This is a genomic window from Mesorhizobium sp. P3_B5 (assembly GCF_056402815.1).
This window is the reverse complement of record NZ_JBFUGR010000003.1, coordinates 185,388-201,885: the sequence shown is the minus strand read 5'-3', so window position 1 is coordinate 201,885 and position 16,498 is coordinate 185,388. Positions and strand designations below refer to the sequence as shown.

The following is a 16,498-nucleotide window of genomic DNA, read 5'->3' as shown; positions in this document are numbered from 1 at the left end:
CTGCCATTATGGATTCACTGTACGATCAAGTCGAGATCATGGCGCGAAAGCGGCTTCGGCTGCGATTCGGTGGTCAGATAGGTGCGGCCAAGCGTCATCGCCGTCTCGGTTTCGGAGTCCATGATGATCATGTGGGCAAACAGCGTCATGTTGGGCGCGATCGGCTCGGGATTGCCCTGGTAGAACATCGGCATGTCCATCCAGGACGGCGTGAAGCGGGCGCCGACAGAATAGCCGCAAGCGTTCAGCCGGTGCTTGGTCAGATTGTGGGCCTCGAGCGTGCGGGCATGGGCATCGAAGACGTCGCCAAAGGTGTTGCCCGGCGTCATAGCCTTTTCGACGGCAAGAATTGCAGCGCGGGCGGCATCGAAAAGCTCCTGGTGACGCTTCGACACCTTGCCGGTCAGCACGGTGTGCATCATCGGCGCATGATAGTGATGGAAGACACCGGCCCATTCGAGCGTCAGCTGGTCGTTCTTGGTGAGTTTGCGGCGGCCGGCCTTGTAGCGGCACAGCAGCGCGTCGACGCCGGAGCCGATGATGAACTCGTTGGCCGGATAGTCGCCGCCACCGGCAAATATCGCGCCCTGCATGGCGGCCAGGATCAAGGCTTCGTCGCCACCCTGCTTGATCAGCGGCAGGGCCGCATCGAGCGCATCGTCCGAAAGATTTGCAGCCTTTTCAGCCTTGGCGATTTCGGCCGGGCTCTTGAACAGCCGCAACCGGCCGACAATGCCGGAAGCGTCCGCGATCTGGCCAAAGGTCTGCAACTGTTCGTCCAGACGCCGGCCATTGTAGGCGGTCAGGCCGTGCGTGTCGTATTCGACGCCGATGCGGGCGCCGAGCAGGCCGAGTTCATTGAGCAAATTGCGCAGGTCGACCGCCGGATTGGCACCGTCCCGGTCGGTCCACAGCACGATGTTGTCGATGATCGAGGTGTGGCGCGCCTGGCGCAGATCGGCCGAGCGGGTGAGCAGGACCATCGACCCATCGGCTTTCACCACCAGGCACTGGAAGAAGCAGAAGCCGAACGTGTCGTAGCCGGTCAGCCAGTACATGCTTTCCTGAGCAAACAGCAGCACCGCGTCGAGCTTCTTCTCGGCGAGTTCGATCATCAGACGATCGCGCCGCGCGTCAAATTCCGGCCGTTCGAAATGCAGCGCCATCACTCTTTCTCCAAAACGATTGCCGAAACCTGTCGCCCATAGTCCGGTTCCTTCCGGTGCGTGGTGCGCCGGTAGGAGTAAAAAAGCTCTTCCTCAGCATAGGTACAGCGGCCGAGGCCTTCTGCGGTCACGCCGGCCTTGTTGAGCCTGTCGACCGTATAGAGGTTGAGGTCGAACATCGCATGCCCTGGATTTGCCGAGGGTGTGAAATAGTTGATGTTTTCGGCATCCGCGTCGACAAAGCGGGCGACGAATTCCGGTCCGACCTCGTAGTTCTCGGGGCCGATGGAAGGGCCGAGCACGGCGACAATCCGCTCGCGGCGGGCGCCGAGGCCTTCCATCGCGCGAACCGTGTTTTCGAGCACCCCAGTGAAAGCGCCCTTCCAGCCGGCGTGTGCGGCGCCGATGATGCGCGCCTCGGCATCCGCGAACAGGATTGGTCCGCAATCGGCTGTCGAGGCGCCGACGGCGATACCTGGCCGGTCGGTGACGACGGCGTCGGCCTTGGGCCGCTCGCCAGCAAAGGGCTCGCGGGCAATGACGACATCCGGTGAATGGATCTGGTGAGCGGTCAGCAAATGGTTTGCGGGAACACCCATCCAATCGGCCACGCGGCGGCGGTTCTCGGCGACCAGCGTCTGGTCGTCGTTCGAGCCCGTGCCGATGTTGAGACCCTGATAGATGCCGCTGGAGACGCCGCCAACGCGTGTGAAATAGCCGTGACGGATGCCTTGCGCGCGCGCATTCTCCAGCAAGGGCGACCGAACGGGATCCGGCTTGGTCTGATTCAGCATGGACGGGTTGTTGTCCGCGGCGGCGATTTCGTCAAGGCGAAGTTCAAGGCGAGTGCCGGACAGGACCTTGGACAAAGGCAGCCGGACGCCATGTCCGGAGGCCTCGCCGGCTTGGCGAAAAGCCGGCCTTCGACTATAGGCAGTGATCGACGGACCAGACGGTTTGGGTTCCGGCGAAAGTGTCAATGGCCTGGAAACCACTCAAGAGCCTGATCCGCCGGATTCATAAGAACCGCCACGTGCGCAAGGCGAAGGATTTCCGCAACGCGCTGGTGGAAGGCTATTTTCGCTCGCGGGATGTGGCAGCGGGGCTCAAATTCGCTGAAACATTGCGGCAGACCGGCTCGCGGCACTATTGCTTTGCCATTGCCTTCAACACGCCCTGGGTCATCGATGCGCTAGCCAAGGCCTGGCTGACCTATTCCACAGGAATGACGCTTGTCGTTGTCGACAATTCGTCAAACCGCGCGGCACGACAGGCGATCGAGAGCGTCTGCCGGGCGCGAGGCATTGCCTATTTCGGCTTGCCGCGAAACCCGGAATGGAACCCCAACCGGTCGCATGGCACCTCGATGAACTGGGTATTCCACAACATCGTGCGTCACCTGCGACCAGAGCTGTTCGGCTATCTGGATCATGATTGCCTGCCGATCGTTGCGATCGACATACCCGGGCGAATGCAGGGCAAAGCGGCCTTTGGCGCCAGATATCCTGCCAAGAGAGGCCATGAAGGGTGGTATTTCTGGGCAGGACTTTGCTTCTTTCGCTATGCGGTGGTGGAAGATCTCGATCTCGATTTTACGCCTCGCTTCGAGACCGGGCTGGACACTGGCGGCGGCAATTGGCCAATGCTTCGTGACAGGCTGGACGAAGGCAACATCGCCGACGTTGGAAAGACGACGGTCAGGCTGGGGCTAGGTGGCGTAGACGTCGACCACCGCATGCTCGGCGACAGCTTCTTCCATATTGGCGGCGCCTCATACGGGGACCTGATCAGTACGCAGCGCCACCGCCGGCTGATGTCGGATTATCTCTGGGACACCTATCTCGGCGGCGTGGCGGGACGGCTTGTAAACGACCTCTAAGGATGGTCAGCCGATTGATGGCTGTATCCCTTTGTTTGAGCATGATCTTTTCCGAAAACCGGATTCCACTTTTCGGGATCATGCTCTAGCCGACTGCCTTCGGCTTGATTTTCAGCACCTTGAAAAGCTCACCCATGGCGTCGGGGCCGGCCAGTCGCTCGACGGCGTCGGCAATGGCCTGTCGCGACTGTTCATTCGCCTGCGCGCCGAGCAGCTCGGCTCGCTCGATCAGGCCCATGCCAAGCAAGAATTCGCCCTGTGTGGTGAGCTGTGCATCGAGACCGTGCGTCCGAACAATCGCTGCAAGGGCGGCGAAATCGACGTGGGCGGTGAGATCGGCTTCGCCCGGATTGGCCAGCACATCTTCGTAATCGTGTTTGCGCAAGGCCTGCAATGTGTCGCCGACGCCAGGCTTGAGATGGCCGTAGTCGATGAACAGGCCAGCCCCGCCGTGCTCGGCCAATCGCTCGGCGATGGCTGCCATCAAGGCAGCGCGGGCGGGCGCGATCTCGACGATCGCGCCTTGCGGCGCATTCCCGGCGTCGTCCGGCAACAATGTGGCATCGACCGAACCGACGCCGGCGAAGAAACGCAATTCATCGGCGTCGTCGAGGCCGATCACCCGTTCGCGCCAGCCGGTGCAGGCACGGATGAACTGGCGGATGGGGACCGCGTCGAACAATTCGTTGCCGACGATGAGCAGCGGCGCCTTTGGCAGCGTGTCGATGGTTTCGTGCCAGTCGATCTTGGCGGCAGTCCCGGCAAGCGTCTGCTTCTGGATTCCGATCAATCTTGGGCTGGTCTCGATCATGGCGAAGGATGCGCCGGTGGTGAGCGCCGGGTCGAGCCGCGAGAAAGTGCGCAGCATGTCCTTCATCAGCGTGCCGCGACCGGGGCCGATCTCTGCGACGGTGACCGGCGCCGGCCGGCCGATCGCCTGCCAGGCCTGGTAGAACCAGACGGCAACCAACTCGCCAAACATCTGGCTGATCTCGGGCGCGGTGACAAAATCGCCGGCAGCACCGAAAGGCTCGCGCGTCGTATAGTAGCCATCGTCAGGATCGAACAGGCAGAGCGCCATGTACTGGTTGACGGGGATGGGCCCTACCGCGCCGATCAGGTCGACGATGCGGGTTTTCAGCCGTGTCATGCCGGCTGCGGCTGTGGCACCTGCCTGGCCGTCGCCATTGCCCAGATGCCGACAAGCACCATCGGCAGCGAGAGGATCATGCCCATGGTCAGCCAGTCGGTGCCGAGGAGATAGCCGAGCTGCTGGTCGGGTTCGCGGAAGAATTCGACGAAGATGCGAGACAGCCCGTAGCCGCAGATGAAGGCCCCGCCGACGAAGCGCGGTGTCTTCAGCTTGAGGCGCGAATGGGTAAGGATGCGCAAGACGAGAAACAGCACCAACCCCTCGAGCAGCGCCTCATAGATCTGGCTCGGATGGCGCGAAAACGGTCCGCCATTGGGGAATTCGACGCCCCACGGCACGTCGGTCACCCGGCCCCAGAGTTCGGAGTTGATGAAATTCGCGACGCGCACAAGGCCCAGCCCAACCGGCACGCCGGCCGCCACCACGTCGAACAGCGACCAGGTGCGGATGCCGCGCTTCCGGGAAAACAGCGTCATGGCGATAATGACGCCGAGCAGACCGCCGTGGAACGACATGCCGCCTTGCCAGACGGCAACGATGTCGAGCGGGTGGGCGATGTAGCGCGACAGATCGTAAAACAGCACGTAGCCGACGCGGCCGCCCAGCACCACGCCAATGGCCGCCCAGACGATGAAGTCGTCGAGGTCCACGGGCTTCATCGGCAGGACGCCATCGGGCCAAAGCTTTGAGTTGGTGACGAGCCGCTTGGCGTACCACCAGGCAAACAGAATGCCGACGATGTAGCCGATGCCATACCAGTGCACTGCCAGCGGCCCGATCTGGATGAGGACCGGGTTGATGTTGGGAAAGGGCAGGGAGGCCAGCGGCAGCATAAAATATTCGTTCAACGGGGAACTCTCGATTGCGATCGCGTTTTGGCGCGGACCATGCGGCAGGGTTTTGGCAGGGTCAAGGCAAGGTGGCTCGTCAAATGCGGCTTCCAGAAGCAGGCTGATCGTGCCTGTACTACCGCCTCAGCGCTTGGTCTCAGCCAATGCCTTGTATTTAGCCTCAAGACGGTCAAACACTTCATCGGCTGGCTTCACCCGCCCTGCATCAGCGTCTCTGACGCCCCTGGCGAGCGCTGTGGCGAGTGCGGCAAGACGCTGGTCCAAATCCGCTTTGATGGCCATTGGAGACTCCCATCAAACGTTCGTCTGGTAATCGTACCAGCTATTGGCGCGGCAGGTCAGATCAAAATCGCATCCGACTTGATGCCGCAGCCACCGCAACGTTCTTGCATTCCGCGCCGCGCGCCACTACGTCAATTCGAGCAAGCGAGGATTTGCCATGTCGACCGGACCGAACCGCATTCTCGATGAATTCGCCAAGCTGATGACCGACGCCGCCGGTGCCGCGCAAGGGGTGCGGCGCGAGGTGGAGACAGCCTTCAAGGGGCAGGCCGAGCGCATCCTCAACACAATGGATGTGGTGCAGCGCGAGGAGTTCGAGGCCGCCCGCGACATGGCCGCCAAGGCGCGCGAGGAAAACACCCACCTGGCTGCCCGCATAGAAGCGCTCGAGGCGAAGCTCGCCGAATTGACCGGACAGGCCGCACCGGCGGCGGCGGCCAAGCCGAAACCAAAAAAATAATCGTTAAACTTTTCCACAAAGCACAATCCGAAAAAGCGCTTTGCCGTGAATCGCTTACCGGCATTGCATGAATCTTTGTGACAGCGCCTTTCCACATGCGAATGACGCAGTGCGAAAAATTGGGCTGTTCACGCGACTCCCGATCAATAGACTGAATTTGTTGCATGATTCGGAGCAGGGTCATGCGCCGGGCGGTGGGGTCCGGTCTGGGGTCTTTGCGTTGATGAAGTCCCGGCCGTCCGAGTTCTAGACACGATTGTTCGTTGTGTGTGCCTCTCCCGCGGAGCGTGTGGTGGCGCTCCCAGAACGACAGGAAGCATTCCATGGAACTTCTCGAACTCGAATTCTCCCGCGAAATCCATCCGGTGGATGTCATCGAGCAGGTGGCGCACAACAATGACTGGTCCTTCGAGCGGGCCGGTGATGACGAGATTTCGATTTCTGTTGCCGGAAGCTGGACCGACTACCATGTCTCATTCTCCTGGATGGAGGATTTCGAAGCACTGCATCTGGCCTGCGCTTTTGACATCAAGGTGCCGGAGGCACGCGCTCTTGAGGTGATGCGGCTGTTGTCGCTGATCAACGAGCAGATGCTGTTCGGCCATTTCGACCTCTGGGAGCAGGAAGGCGCGATCATGTTCCGCCAGTCGCTGCTGCTGGCCGGCGGAGTCGAGCCGTCGAGCCAGCAGGTCGAAGTGCTTTTGTCGTCGGCGCTGGAAGCCTGCGAATGTTATTTCCAGGCGTTCCAGTTCGTCGTCTGGTCGGGAACATCGGCCAAGGACGCGCTGGCCGGCGTGCTGTTCGAGACCTACGGAAACGCTTGAGCCAGAACCTGCGATGAGTTCGAGCAGCGCGCGCAAGCCCGAGATCAGCTTTGCCGATTTCGACCGTGTCGACATTCGTGCCGGCACGATCGTCGAAGCCGAGCCGTTCCCCGAGGCGCTCAAGCCGGCATTCAAGCTGACGATCGATTTCGGCGCTGACATCGGCATCAAGAAGTCGTCGGCGCAGATCACCAAATACTATGCGCCGGAAACGCTGATCGGCCGGCAGGTGTTCGCCGTGGTCAATTTTCCGCCGCGCCAGATCGGGCCGTTCATGTCGGAAGTGCTGACGCTCGGCTTTCCCGACGAGGAGGGCGCCGTGGTGCTTGGCGCGATCGAGCGCAAAGTGCCCGACGGCGGTCGCCTGTTCTAGCGAGCAGCCTGCCGCTGCTCAGAAGTCGCGGCAGGCGCCATCACGCCGCAGCCGGCCGGATTGAAGCGATAGCTGGGGGCCGAAACGCGCCGAGAATGGTTCCGACCGTTGCGGCTGAGAGCACGAGATGCAGGACGTCGAACGGCCAGGCTAGACCGAAATGCATCAGCATAAGGTTCAAGGGCGACGCGCCATCCCCGGGAATCAGGATCAAGGCTGCGGCCAGGACCAGCCCGTATTTGAGTATGGCAACTATTGCGAAAACGATGAACATTATGGCGACGAAGCGCAGACGATTGCCGTCGAGCGCACGCCAGCACCCGATTGGATCAAAAGATCCCGTCCAGAGAAAGTCGCCGACAAAGAGATATGTGCAGGCAAGTACGTAACCACCTGCGAATCCGTTGAAGACTCCCATCGCCGACGCCCAAGGCGCGACGTCCTCGGGGTTGAGCGGCAGGTCACGCGTGGCCAGCAGGCCGGCAATAAGCAGTCGGTGCTCGCCGTCCACCGCAAAGCCGCATAGAAGCTGGATGGCCGCGAGAAGCAATGCAGCCAGAAGGATCCGCCGGCCGAGCTCAAAGCGCATGCCTGGGATAGCGAAGCGTTTGACACTTTCAACGCCGCGCGAAACAACGACACGGCCGTGCTCGGGCGCGTTTGCCATGCGGTCCAGAACGAACGCAAAGACCATCGCCGAGAACGGCGCGGCAACAATCGGAGAAAGCCACGTCCTGGGGTCAAAGCCTCGCGATAGAAGCCAGGTGGGCGCCTGCCCCGGATCGGCAAAAAGAATGAGAGCAAGCACAGTCAGAGAGAGCGTCGTCAGAAAGCAGGGAAACCAGGCGGCCACGAAGAGTGGCCAGGCATTCGCACGGCAATAGTCGAACACCCTCGCAACGGTCTTGCTGATGCGCAAGACGCGACGCTTCGGCGATACGGCAGGCAATTCGTCCAGCGTTGATATCGGCGTCAATCCCGCAGGGAACTAAAGATGCGGAATAATGCACTGCAAGGAACTGTCGCACAAGCTCTCGAAAGGAACTGTGCTTCCGCTGCTCACATACCAAAAGTATGCTCCGCTCCGGTTACTGGAGCCACCATTCTCGGCTCGGTTGACCTGAATCCCAATACATCCCACCGCGAAATCTATCAGGCTGCAAGTTTCCGCGGCATCCCCAGTGCTTCCTCGACCGTGTCGAGAAACATTTCCGCGCAAGCCTTCCAGCTGTAGCGCAAGGCACGCTGGCGCGCCTCGGCGCGGTCGACATTGAGCGCGGTGAGTGACGCTTCGCGCAGGTCGTTCGACACCGCCCCGCCAATGCCGTCGCCGACGATGTCGATCGGCCCGGTCACCGGATAGGCGGCGACCGGCGTGCCGCTGGCCAGCGCCTCGATGATGACATTGCCGAACGTGTCGGTGCGGCTGGGAAAGACGAAGACATCGGCCGAGGCATAGATTTCCGCCAATTCGTCATTGGGACGGTGGCCGAGGAAATGCGCTTGCGGATATCTGGCCTTGAGTTTTGCCAGTTCCGGCCCTTCGCCGACGATCACCTTGCTGCCGGGCAGGTCGAGGTCGAGGAAAGCGGTCAGGTTCTTCTCGATGGCGACACGGCCGACGCAGAGGAAGATCGGGCCGGGAAATCCAAGGTCTTTCCTCTTCTCCGGCCGAAAATGATCTGTGTCGACGCCGCGCGTCCATGGCCTGAGCTTGGTGAAGCCGCGTGCCGCAAGATCGTCGGCCAGAGACTGGGTGGCGACCAGCGTGCCTTGTCCGGAATTGTGGAAGTCACGCAGCCAGCGATAGGCCCAGCTTTCGGGGACCGGCAGGCGGGCGCTGAGATATTCGGGAAAGCGCGTGTGATAGCTGGTCGTGAACGGCCGGCCGGCGTGGCGGCAGTAGCGCCGCGCCATGATGCCGAGCGGTCCCTCGGTGACGATGTGGATATGGTCTGCCTTGCGCGCCTCGATCAGGCGCGAAACATTGCCCGGCGTCGTCAGTGCCAGCCTTATATCCGGATAGGTCGGCAAAGGCAGCGTGCGAAAGATGTTCGGCGTCAGGAAATCAACCGAGACGTCGAAGGATTTCAGCGTTTCGGTGAGCCGTTCCAGCGTGTGGACGACGCCGTTGACTTGCGGGCGCCAGGCGTCGGTGACCATCAATATGCGCATGGCGGCCCTTTGCTTGAAAGGTCGATGGTTGCCTTGAAACGATGCCGGAACGGCGACCAGCTTGCTGCACTCGCTTCGCTCCAGCGCACCCGGGCGGGCACGGGGTCAAAGTGAGGCGGTAGGGCCGAATCAAGAGGGATAGCGCGCTTCATGCGCGCTCTTCACCATGGTTTCATGACGGGCGGATGAAGCCTCGTTCCAGGCGCAGCTAGGCGGGAACCTTGATCACCGCCCGCAAACCGCCGAGCGGGCTGTCGTCAAGCGTGATGTCGCCGCCATGACTGCGGGCAATGTCGCGGGCGATGGACAGGCCAAGCCCGGTGCCGCTGGCGTCGAGGTTGCGGGCTTCGTCAAGGCGCACGAAAGGCTTGAACACGTGTTCGCGTTTTTCGGCTGGAATGCCCGGACCGTCATCATCGATGGTGACGAGAAGTGAGCCGCGGCCGTGGTTGGCGGTGATCTCGACGGTCTTGGCATAGCGGAAGGCATTGCCGACGACGTTGGACAGCAGCCGGGCGAAAGCGTGGGGCCGCACATGCACATCCGGGTCGCCGGCAAGCACGGTCGACAGCTTGCGCTTGTGCAGCGTCGCCTCCTCGCCGAGCTTCTGGAAATAGGCCTCGAGATCGAAACGGCCGGCGTCTTCCGATGCCTCGCCGCGCGCAAAGGCGAGATAGCCTTCCAGCATCGACTGCATGTCGTCGATGTCCTGATCGAGCGCTGCCTTGGTCTCGGCTTTGCCGCCGGTCAGCGCCAGCTGCAATTTGAAGCGGGTCAGGATGGTTCTCAGATCATGGCTGACGCCGGTCAGCATGGCGGTGCGCTGTTCGAGCTGGCGTTCGATGCGCTCGCGCATCTGGATGAAGGCAAAGCCGGCGCGGCGAACCTCCTCGGCCCCGCGCGGGCGGAAATCGCGCGGCATCGGTCGGCCCTTGCCAAAACTCTCGGCGGCCTCGGCCAACGTCAGGATCGGCCGGATCTGGTTGCGCAGGAAGGGGATGGCGATCATCAAAAGCACCAGCGAGGTGCCGACCATCCAGATCAGGAAGATATGGGTGTTCGAGGCATAGGCCTGGCTGCGGCGCACGAAGACGCGCAGCACCTTGCCCTCTAGCTGGACGCGGACCTCGACGATGTTGGAATTGCCGACCGTATCGATCCAGAACGGGCGGTTGATCTGGCGGGTGATCTCGGTTGAGAGAACATCGTCCAGAATCGAGAAAAACGGCTTTGGACCGGGCGCCGGCAGCGGATCGGGCGGCAGCAGGTCGACCTTCAGCTGCATGCGATCCTGGGCAATGCGGATGACATTGGCGTAGTCGGCGTCGTGCGGATAGGTCTCGATCAGGTCGATGATCGCGGCGATGTCGCGCACGGTGGCCTGCGACAGGCGCTGCGTCACGGTCTGCCAGTGGCGTTCCATGAAGACAAAGGCGACGACCGATTGCAGCAGGATCATCGGCGCGATGACGATGATCAGGGAGCGGGCATAGAGCCGCTTGGGCATATAAAGCGCAACAAGGCGCCAGAACCGGTTCCAGGCACGCGGCATTGCCTTCAGCGTGCGCGTCAAGCGATCGCTCACGCCGCCATTTCCCGGCTGTCGCAGTTCCGTGGTCGCCATTCGCCCTTTTCGCTCGTCTGCGGCCTTTCAGCAAAGGGCCGGGTCGGCATTCTATTCCACGCTGAGCCGTTCTGGAACAGCCGTGGCCGTTCCAGTGCTTAGACTCTCAAACGCTCGATTGCCGGTCATTGATAACAAAGGCTTTATTCCCAAATTGTCAAACCAGCTTTCGGACCGCGGCCGATCCGATTGCAAGGGTATCGACGCGCATATGCTGCACCTCTATGCGGCACTGGCCGAGAAGGAGCGGCGCCTCATCTCGGAACGCACAAAAGCCGCCCTCGCCTCTCGCAAGACGACCGGCATGAAACTCGGCAACCCGACCAATACGGCGGAGGCCGCGGCCAAGGGCCGGAAGATATCGATTGATGAAGCTGATCGATTTGCCCAGACGGTGCTGCCAATCATCGCGTCGATTCAGCGCTCCGGTGTCACCAGTCTACGTGGCCTGGCAATCGCCCTGAACAATCGCGGCGTGCGCACAGCGCGGAACGGCCGGTGGCAGGTCTCAAACGTCCGTAACGTTGTCGCACGCCAATCTGCTGCGAAACTTCTTTTATAGGCGGGAACTATCGGTGCACTGCCGGCGCCCGTCGTTCTGGTCGCAAAGCCGGAGCGCTTGTGTGGCCACTCCCCGGGCGCGTGAATGGCACATGGCGGTGGCGCGAGCCCAAGGCCTGCCGGGTCTCTGCCGTCCGATGATCGCAATAGTTGCACTGGTATCTCGAGGACGGCGCGCCCCGATCACCATTTGCGGCGGCCAATGTTGCCGAGCTTCATGAGGTACGGAACCTCAAACGTTCTCTGGTTGAGGCGCCATTCTGGCACGTACCGTGTTGCTGCTTTTCGCGCTGTTGTTCCATCTTGACGCATCATTTGCCTCCTCTTCCCGAAACGATGGTGGAGTCGCAAATTCCGTGACTCTTGCTCCCGCGCTCGTCATTGCCCATTGCCGACGAACCGAGATGCCTTCCGCGATCACGCTATACGTGCCGACGGATTGTCTGTTAGCTTGTTCGGGCGGCGGACCTGTGTGGTTTCGCCAGGCCGGCGCCTTTACCCCAAAGCCCCCGCCCAACGGGCGCCGGCCACTTCATCAGAGATGATCCTGACGCTTCTCAAAAGTCGGTTTCCAGTCGCGGTTCCGCTCCCGCTGCTGGCCTTCATAGTCGGGAATGCATGTGAAAAACACTGGCCGGCGGTCGCGGCCAGCCACCTTGCAACTTGAGCAACCGAAGACCCCGACCAGATCGTCATCCATCGGGCCATGATCCGGGCCGAGTCGGTCGATCAGCGCTTGGACATCGAGCTTTGTCGATTTGCAGCACATCGGATGCCCGCAATTCACATAGAGGCTTTCGCGGGCGGCCAAGGTGTCGGCGAGGGTTTTCTGAGGCATGGCGAACTCCGTTGAAGGGATCGCCGCAACGGGGAGGATAATATTCTTGATCTCGGGTCAAATGCCAAGGGCTTACGCGATCACACCATGTCCAAAATAGGTAGATTAGCCGATCTGAATATGCGACTGGCGCCCGACGCTGTCGCTGGGTTTAGCCAGCCCCGATCAAGTACATCAGAATGCCTACAACGGCAGCAAGTGACGCGCCGCCTATGAGCAATGACCGGCGCCGCCGTTTGACGCGATTGATCGGCCTGGCGGCATCATAGGCGCTGTAAATTCGCCTGCCGTCCTCTCCGAACCGATCGCTGTTGGGGTAACTCTTCTTCGGCTTGGGACGCGGTCGAAGTATCCTCATGGGGGGTAGCTCTGCTGGAGACACACAGTGCCAGACTAGCGATGTCTCATATGGACTCAACCGCGGATTGGCAGCATTCTCCCGCGGGGAGCGAGGGGCCGTGGGCAAGGTCGATCGGGCAGACAATCGCTACAACCGTCGAAAGTACGGCAGTGGTCGCCTATCTGGCGGCTGGTTCCATCGAGCAAAGATTGTCGCTGGGGTCGCGTTGATAGTAGGCATCCTGGCCCTGCAATTTGGCCCCGCGCTCATGGATTGCGGCTCCCGCTACAGCACGTCACCGCGCGTCGGTGGTCAGTCTCTGATGCGCCTCCTGGTGGATGGCAGGCGCATGTTTTGCTGAGCGATATGTCGCCACGTTATGAAATTGAGGCTTGCCATAGCAGCGCCTGGCGGGTCACGAACATTTGCTCAAATGGTTAAAGCCCGCCAAGAAAGTCAATATTATCAATCTCTTATTTTAGTAAGTGGTAAGATGGCATTGTTAACAAAGGCTTAACAGATTATTGACTCGCTGCACCACCCGGCACAGGATCGCTATAGGGACCGGGGGATGAGCACCTTCAGGGGCACCTCTGTCCGGGTTAGTTGGGTAACAGGGGAAGTCAGATGAAGAAGCTCCTCAGCATGGCCAAGGCATTCCGCGATGACGACAACGGCGCGGCCATGGTCGAATATTCAATCCTCATCGGCATTATTGCCGCGGCGTCTATCCTGGTGATCATCGCAATCGGCGTTTGGGTCAGTGGTCAGTTCACCGGCCTTTGCGCCACGCTCAATGGTCATGGCGCCGCTGGCTACACCACCTGCGCTGCAGCGACCTGACATCGGCAGCACTTGAGCCGAATGCTATCGTGAAGAGAAGCTGGCGCGACGAAACGCCAGACCTTTACGCCATGGTCTAAGACCTTAGCCCTACCTGCCTGGGTAGGAGCCTCGCCAGCGTGCGTTCTGTTCGGCCGCCGTTACAGCGCCGAGCGTGCGCGCGTTCTGGCGCGCGCCCTGCAACATCAGCTACAATTCCCGACAACGCTTCCTGTTCAACTTGTGGAAGGACGGCGAGCGGTGGTTCTGTAGCACGGCCGATGCCACCGGCTGGAAAAAAGCGAGGCTTTCATGGGGTGGGTTTCCGACAATAAGTTATTGCTTCTCCTAGCGGCAGCGGTGGCCGCTCTTCTAACGCAGTATGCGCTGCACCAATTTGAACGCCATCAGCTTGACCCAAAACCCCAAGGCTTTGTGAACCGTTCCTGCGAGCCCGTGCTGGCCTGCTCACAGATGTATTCGTGTGAAGATGCCGCCTGGCACCTCAAGAACTGCGCGTGGGGTCCAGATCATCTGGATGGCGATGGCAACGGGCTGGCCTGCGAGACGATTTGCCGGATTCCGTCTTAAATCCTGTTCGGGGATTGATACTTGTTTCGAGTATCAACGGCCGGTTGACATAAGAGGATATGTCAGCGCTTGACCTGTCACAAGCATTTGCATGGAATGGTTAAGCTGGCCAAGAAAGTCAGTATTATCAATCCCTTATATTAGGAAACGATACGACGAAGAGACGTCGTCGGAAGGTCAAATGTTAACAATGGCTTAACGGATTATTGACTCACTGCACCATCCCGGCACAGGATATTCATCGGGACCGGGTGGTTGAGCTTGCGAGCACCCCCTGTCCGGATAAAATCGGTAACAGGGGGAAGTCAAATGAAGAAGCTTCTGAGCATTGCTAAGCAGTTCCGCGACGACGACAACGGCGCTGCGATGGTCGAGTACTCTATCCTTATCGGCATTATCGCCGCGGCGTCGATCCTTGTGATCATCGCTATCGGTGTTTGGGTGGGCGGTCAGTTCACCGGCCTTTGCGCCACGCTCAATGGTCATGGTGCGGTCGGCCATACCGTTTGCGCTGCCGCGACCTGATTCGTCGCCTAGAGTGCGTGTTCGGGCCTCTGAACTTTGGAAGTTTGGGCCGATCCAAGTGCGGCAACGTGGGGCTGGTGCTACGTCGCGCCAGCCCCAGTCGGCGAACAGGACCGATCAGACCTTTGCGTCATAATCTAAGACCTTGGCCCTACCAGCTAAGGTAGGGCGCCTCGCCAGCGCGCGTTTCTGCCGGCCGCCGCCCTACCACCGGGTTAACGTCCCGCGCCGCCTGGCGCTCGTCGCTGAGCCGGATAAGCCGTTCTCTGGCCCGCGCCTGCAAACGGGTCGCAGGGGTTGCTTGCCCCTACAACATGTGAACCCCTGACCTTGCCGCGCGCCCTGAGATCCCCTCTGACAGGTACGCGCTGCCCGCGAACTAATCGCCGAAAGCGAACTCCCTCTCAAATGGCTAAGCTTACAGCTTGTGGCGATCGTGCTACCGGCACGCGGTCAGTGACGGGTGCGACATGGACGGCACGCATGCGATTGCAGACGCTGCTCAGGAGATCATGGATCAGCTTGATGCCACGCCGCGGAAACTTCTTGCCACAGGCATACCGGACGACTCGAAGTTGGCGGTCGGCCAGCATATCAACTATGCGACGCTGTCCCTTGAGGGCTTTATCCATGACCTGCACGACCCTCTCGATCCCAAACCGGACGAGATTCCCTGATCCTTGATCCCCTGGCCCGGGCACGGCTGCGGCGGTGGCGAGGTCGGCCTCGACGCTAGCTTCGCATAAGGTGGCGCCCGGGTTGCAGCGTGTCCCCGAGCATGAATGTCGGCTCTCTGTCGAATGCAGGCCGATTAAATTGGGACCTCGATAATCCCGTCGGATTGAAAAAAGCCGCATCCGCTGCGAACGGGCGGCTGCGCCCGAAACAAAAAGGCAACCTTCCAACCGCGGGCCAATCGTTCACTCCCCACGAAATGAGGCCTCGACGTCGTCTCGTTAGGGACGGCTGCCCCTCTGAGCCGTTAAGCGCGCCGATTGGTTTCGCAATGAGTTAACACTGGCGCGGCGCGATGTTGGAACCACTTCGCGAATTGAGCGTTGCGAGCGGATGATCAGACGATTTGCTTACGCCCTCATCCTCGTCCAGGTATCCATGGCGACTGCGCTGGCTACGCAGGTGTTCCTATCGACGGCCGACGAAGCCCGTAACTCAGAACTCTCGCTTGCTCCGGCGCCAGTCGCGAACGAGGGATGCGCCAAGGCGACGTGGCCCAATATTCCGGAACGATGTCTCCAACGAGTCGAGCCGAAGGTGGTGACGCTCGTGCTCAGCCAAAACAACTAAGGGCTGCGCTATCCACAAATGGCTCCTGCGTGATTTGCAGGCAGCCATGAGCAGTCGGCTGCACTGCCGCAGCAGCACCCACGCTCCGTTAATCCTCGCGCAACCTCTGCAATCTATCTTGAATGCCAGATTGTCGAGGATGACATGAAGCGCAAATCGATAATGCTCTTTGCCTTCCCAGCTTTGATCCTGCTGATTCTGGCAGGGGAGCGCATGGCGACTTTCTTGCTGGGAGCCTATCCGGCCAGTCCCACAATGTGGCGGATTTGGCTTGAGCTAAGGCCCCTGTCGACGATGTTCTGGCAACAGATCGATCTTTATCTCGGGTCGTCGATGGTGCTTGATGCCTCGATGCTGGTGGCCGCATCGATCGTTTGCTGGATGGCGTGCCGCACAAAAAAGTCGGCCGCCTTCTTCTTCCTTGCCAATCACGTCGCCCTGCTTTTCGCCGGGTTGATGATCGCCGTCACCAGCCATTCCGAAACAGCGAGCACGATCGCCTCATTCACGGTACCCGGCGGTCTTCCATTCTCGCTAATGGTCGATTTCACCTTGAAGAACAGCCTTGTGCTGCTGCTGGGCGTGACAGCATGCGCCTACTGCCATGTCGCCTTCCTCAGCGAAACCCGACAGCGGTCCGAAGCGCTGGCCGCGAGGCTTGTTGCTCTGCAGCGAGATCTCTAGAGCCTGTTCCATCCCGATGGAATCGGGATGAGGCGCTATCTCTTT

At 60.6% G+C, this 16,498-nt stretch carries 20 protein-coding genes; 11 read left to right on the top strand and 9 right to left on the bottom strand.

Going from position 1 to position 16,498, the window contains the following annotated elements; all coding sequences use genetic code 11:
• Nucleotides 1–14: 14 nt before the first annotated feature.
• On the bottom strand, nt 15–1,166 hold the full coding sequence (locus AC1DVW_RS10705; RefSeq protein ID WP_477322968.1) for a M24 family metallopeptidase: 1,152 nt from the start codon (nt 1,164–1,166) through the stop codon (nt 15–17).
• The gene (gene pgeF, locus AC1DVW_RS10700) at nt 1,166–1,960 is read right to left on the bottom strand and encodes a peptidoglycan editing factor PgeF (RefSeq protein ID WP_477322966.1); all 795 of its coding nucleotides are present in this window, start codon (nt 1,958–1,960) and stop codon (nt 1,166–1,168) included. The genes AC1DVW_RS10705 and pgeF overlap by 1 nt, the downstream gene beginning before the upstream one ends.
• 185 nt (nt 1,961–2,145) lie before the next feature.
• On the opposite strand from pgeF, the gene AC1DVW_RS10695 reads away from it, so the two are divergent.
• The gene (locus AC1DVW_RS10695; protein ID WP_477322964.1) at nt 2,146–3,045 is read left to right on the top strand and encodes a hypothetical protein; all 900 of its coding nucleotides are present in this window, start codon (nt 2,146–2,148) and stop codon (nt 3,043–3,045) included.
• An 85-nt stretch (nt 3,046–3,130) separates the two neighbouring features.
• Here the strand turns inward: AC1DVW_RS10695 and AC1DVW_RS10690 are convergent, their stop codons facing one another.
• The 3 genes from AC1DVW_RS10690 to AC1DVW_RS10680 all read right to left on the bottom strand — a co-directional run bounded on the left by AC1DVW_RS10690 (nt 3,131) and on the right by AC1DVW_RS10680 (nt 5,331).
• Nucleotides 3,131–4,195: a class I SAM-dependent methyltransferase gene (locus AC1DVW_RS10690; protein ID WP_477322962.1), complete on the bottom strand. Its 1,065-nt coding sequence runs from the start codon at nt 4,193–4,195 to the stop codon at nt 3,131–3,133.
• Nucleotides 4,192–5,046, bottom strand: coding sequence for a prolipoprotein diacylglyceryl transferase (gene lgt, locus AC1DVW_RS10685; protein WP_477322960.1), 855 nt, complete (start codon nt 5,044–5,046; stop codon nt 4,192–4,194). Before lgt ends, AC1DVW_RS10690 begins: the two co-directional genes overlap by 4 nt.
• A 126-nt stretch (nt 5,047–5,172) precedes the next feature.
• Nucleotides 5,173–5,331, bottom strand: coding sequence for a hypothetical protein (locus AC1DVW_RS10680; RefSeq protein ID WP_477322958.1), 159 nt, complete (start codon nt 5,329–5,331; stop codon nt 5,173–5,175).
• A 157-nt stretch (nt 5,332–5,488) separates the two neighbouring features.
• Here AC1DVW_RS10680 and AC1DVW_RS10675 point away from each other — a divergent pair, with 157 nt between their 5' ends.
• The 3 genes from AC1DVW_RS10675 to AC1DVW_RS10665 all read left to right on the top strand — a co-directional run bounded on the left by AC1DVW_RS10675 (nt 5,489) and on the right by AC1DVW_RS10665 (nt 6,988).
• The gene (locus tag AC1DVW_RS10675; protein WP_477322956.1) at nt 5,489–5,791 is read left to right on the top strand and encodes an accessory factor UbiK family protein; all 303 of its coding nucleotides are present in this window, start codon (nt 5,489–5,491) and stop codon (nt 5,789–5,791) included.
• A 323-nt stretch (nt 5,792–6,114) separates the two neighbouring features.
• Entirely contained in the window at nt 6,115–6,615 is a 501-nt protein-coding gene (locus tag AC1DVW_RS10670; RefSeq protein WP_006202532.1) for a type III secretion system chaperone family protein, read from the top strand.
• Nucleotides 6,616–6,628: 13 nt separating this feature from the next.
• Nucleotides 6,629–6,988: a tRNA-binding protein gene (locus AC1DVW_RS10665; protein ID WP_477322954.1), complete on the top strand. Its 360-nt coding sequence runs from the start codon at nt 6,629–6,631 to the stop codon at nt 6,986–6,988.
• A 40-nt stretch (nt 6,989–7,028) separates the two neighbouring features.
• Here AC1DVW_RS10665 and AC1DVW_RS10660 read toward each other — a convergent pair whose 3' ends face one another.
• The 3 genes from AC1DVW_RS10660 to AC1DVW_RS10650 form a co-directional block, all read right to left on the bottom strand.
• A complete protein-coding gene (locus AC1DVW_RS10660; protein WP_477322952.1) occupies nt 7,029–7,907 on the bottom strand; it encodes a hypothetical protein in 879 nt (292 codons plus the stop codon).
• 233 nt (nt 7,908–8,140) lie between these two features.
• A complete protein-coding gene (locus tag AC1DVW_RS10655) occupies nt 8,141–9,163 on the bottom strand; it encodes a glycosyltransferase family 4 protein (RefSeq protein ID WP_477322950.1) in 1,023 nt (340 codons plus the stop codon).
• A gap of 208 nt (nt 9,164–9,371) precedes the next feature.
• On the bottom strand, nt 9,372–10,787 hold the full coding sequence (locus tag AC1DVW_RS10650) for an ATP-binding protein (protein WP_477322948.1): 1,416 nt from the start codon (nt 10,785–10,787) through the stop codon (nt 9,372–9,374).
• A gap of 82 nt (nt 10,788–10,869) precedes the next feature.
• On the opposite strand from AC1DVW_RS10650, the gene AC1DVW_RS10645 reads away from it, so the two are divergent.
• Nucleotides 10,870–11,349: a recombinase family protein gene (locus AC1DVW_RS10645; protein ID WP_477322946.1), complete on the top strand. Its 480-nt coding sequence runs from the start codon at nt 10,870–10,872 to the stop codon at nt 11,347–11,349.
• 534 nt (nt 11,350–11,883) lie between these two features.
• Here the strand turns inward: AC1DVW_RS10645 and AC1DVW_RS10640 are convergent.
• Nucleotides 11,884–12,186, bottom strand: coding sequence for a hypothetical protein (locus AC1DVW_RS10640; protein ID WP_477322944.1), 303 nt, complete (start codon nt 12,184–12,186; stop codon nt 11,884–11,886).
• Between the two features lie 458 nt (nt 12,187–12,644).
• Here AC1DVW_RS10640 and AC1DVW_RS10635 point away from each other — a divergent pair, with 458 nt between their 5' ends.
• The 6 genes from AC1DVW_RS10635 (at nt 12,645) to AC1DVW_RS10610 (ending at nt 16,453) form a co-directional block, all read left to right on the top strand.
• Nucleotides 12,645–12,887: a hypothetical protein gene (locus AC1DVW_RS10635; RefSeq protein WP_477322942.1), complete on the top strand. Its 243-nt coding sequence runs from the start codon at nt 12,645–12,647 to the stop codon at nt 12,885–12,887.
• 266 nt (nt 12,888–13,153) lie between these two features.
• Nucleotides 13,154–13,369, top strand: a complete 216-nt coding sequence (locus AC1DVW_RS10630; protein WP_477322940.1) for a Flp family type IVb pilin — start codon at nt 13,154–13,156, stop codon at nt 13,367–13,369.
• Between the two features lie 291 nt (nt 13,370–13,660).
• Entirely contained in the window at nt 13,661–13,939 is a 279-nt protein-coding gene (locus AC1DVW_RS10625) for an excalibur calcium-binding domain-containing protein (RefSeq protein ID WP_477322939.1), read from the top strand.
• A gap of 309 nt (nt 13,940–14,248) precedes the next feature.
• Nucleotides 14,249–14,464, top strand: a complete 216-nt coding sequence (locus tag AC1DVW_RS10620; protein WP_477322938.1) for a Flp family type IVb pilin — start codon at nt 14,249–14,251, stop codon at nt 14,462–14,464.
• 470 nt (nt 14,465–14,934) lie between these two features.
• Nucleotides 14,935–15,141, top strand: coding sequence for a hypothetical protein (locus AC1DVW_RS10615; RefSeq protein WP_477322936.1), 207 nt, complete (start codon nt 14,935–14,937; stop codon nt 15,139–15,141).
• 772 nt (nt 15,142–15,913) lie between these two features.
• The gene (locus AC1DVW_RS10610; protein WP_477322934.1) at nt 15,914–16,453 is read left to right on the top strand and encodes a hypothetical protein; all 540 of its coding nucleotides are present in this window, start codon (nt 15,914–15,916) and stop codon (nt 16,451–16,453) included.
• Nucleotides 16,454–16,498: the final 45 nt, after the last annotated feature.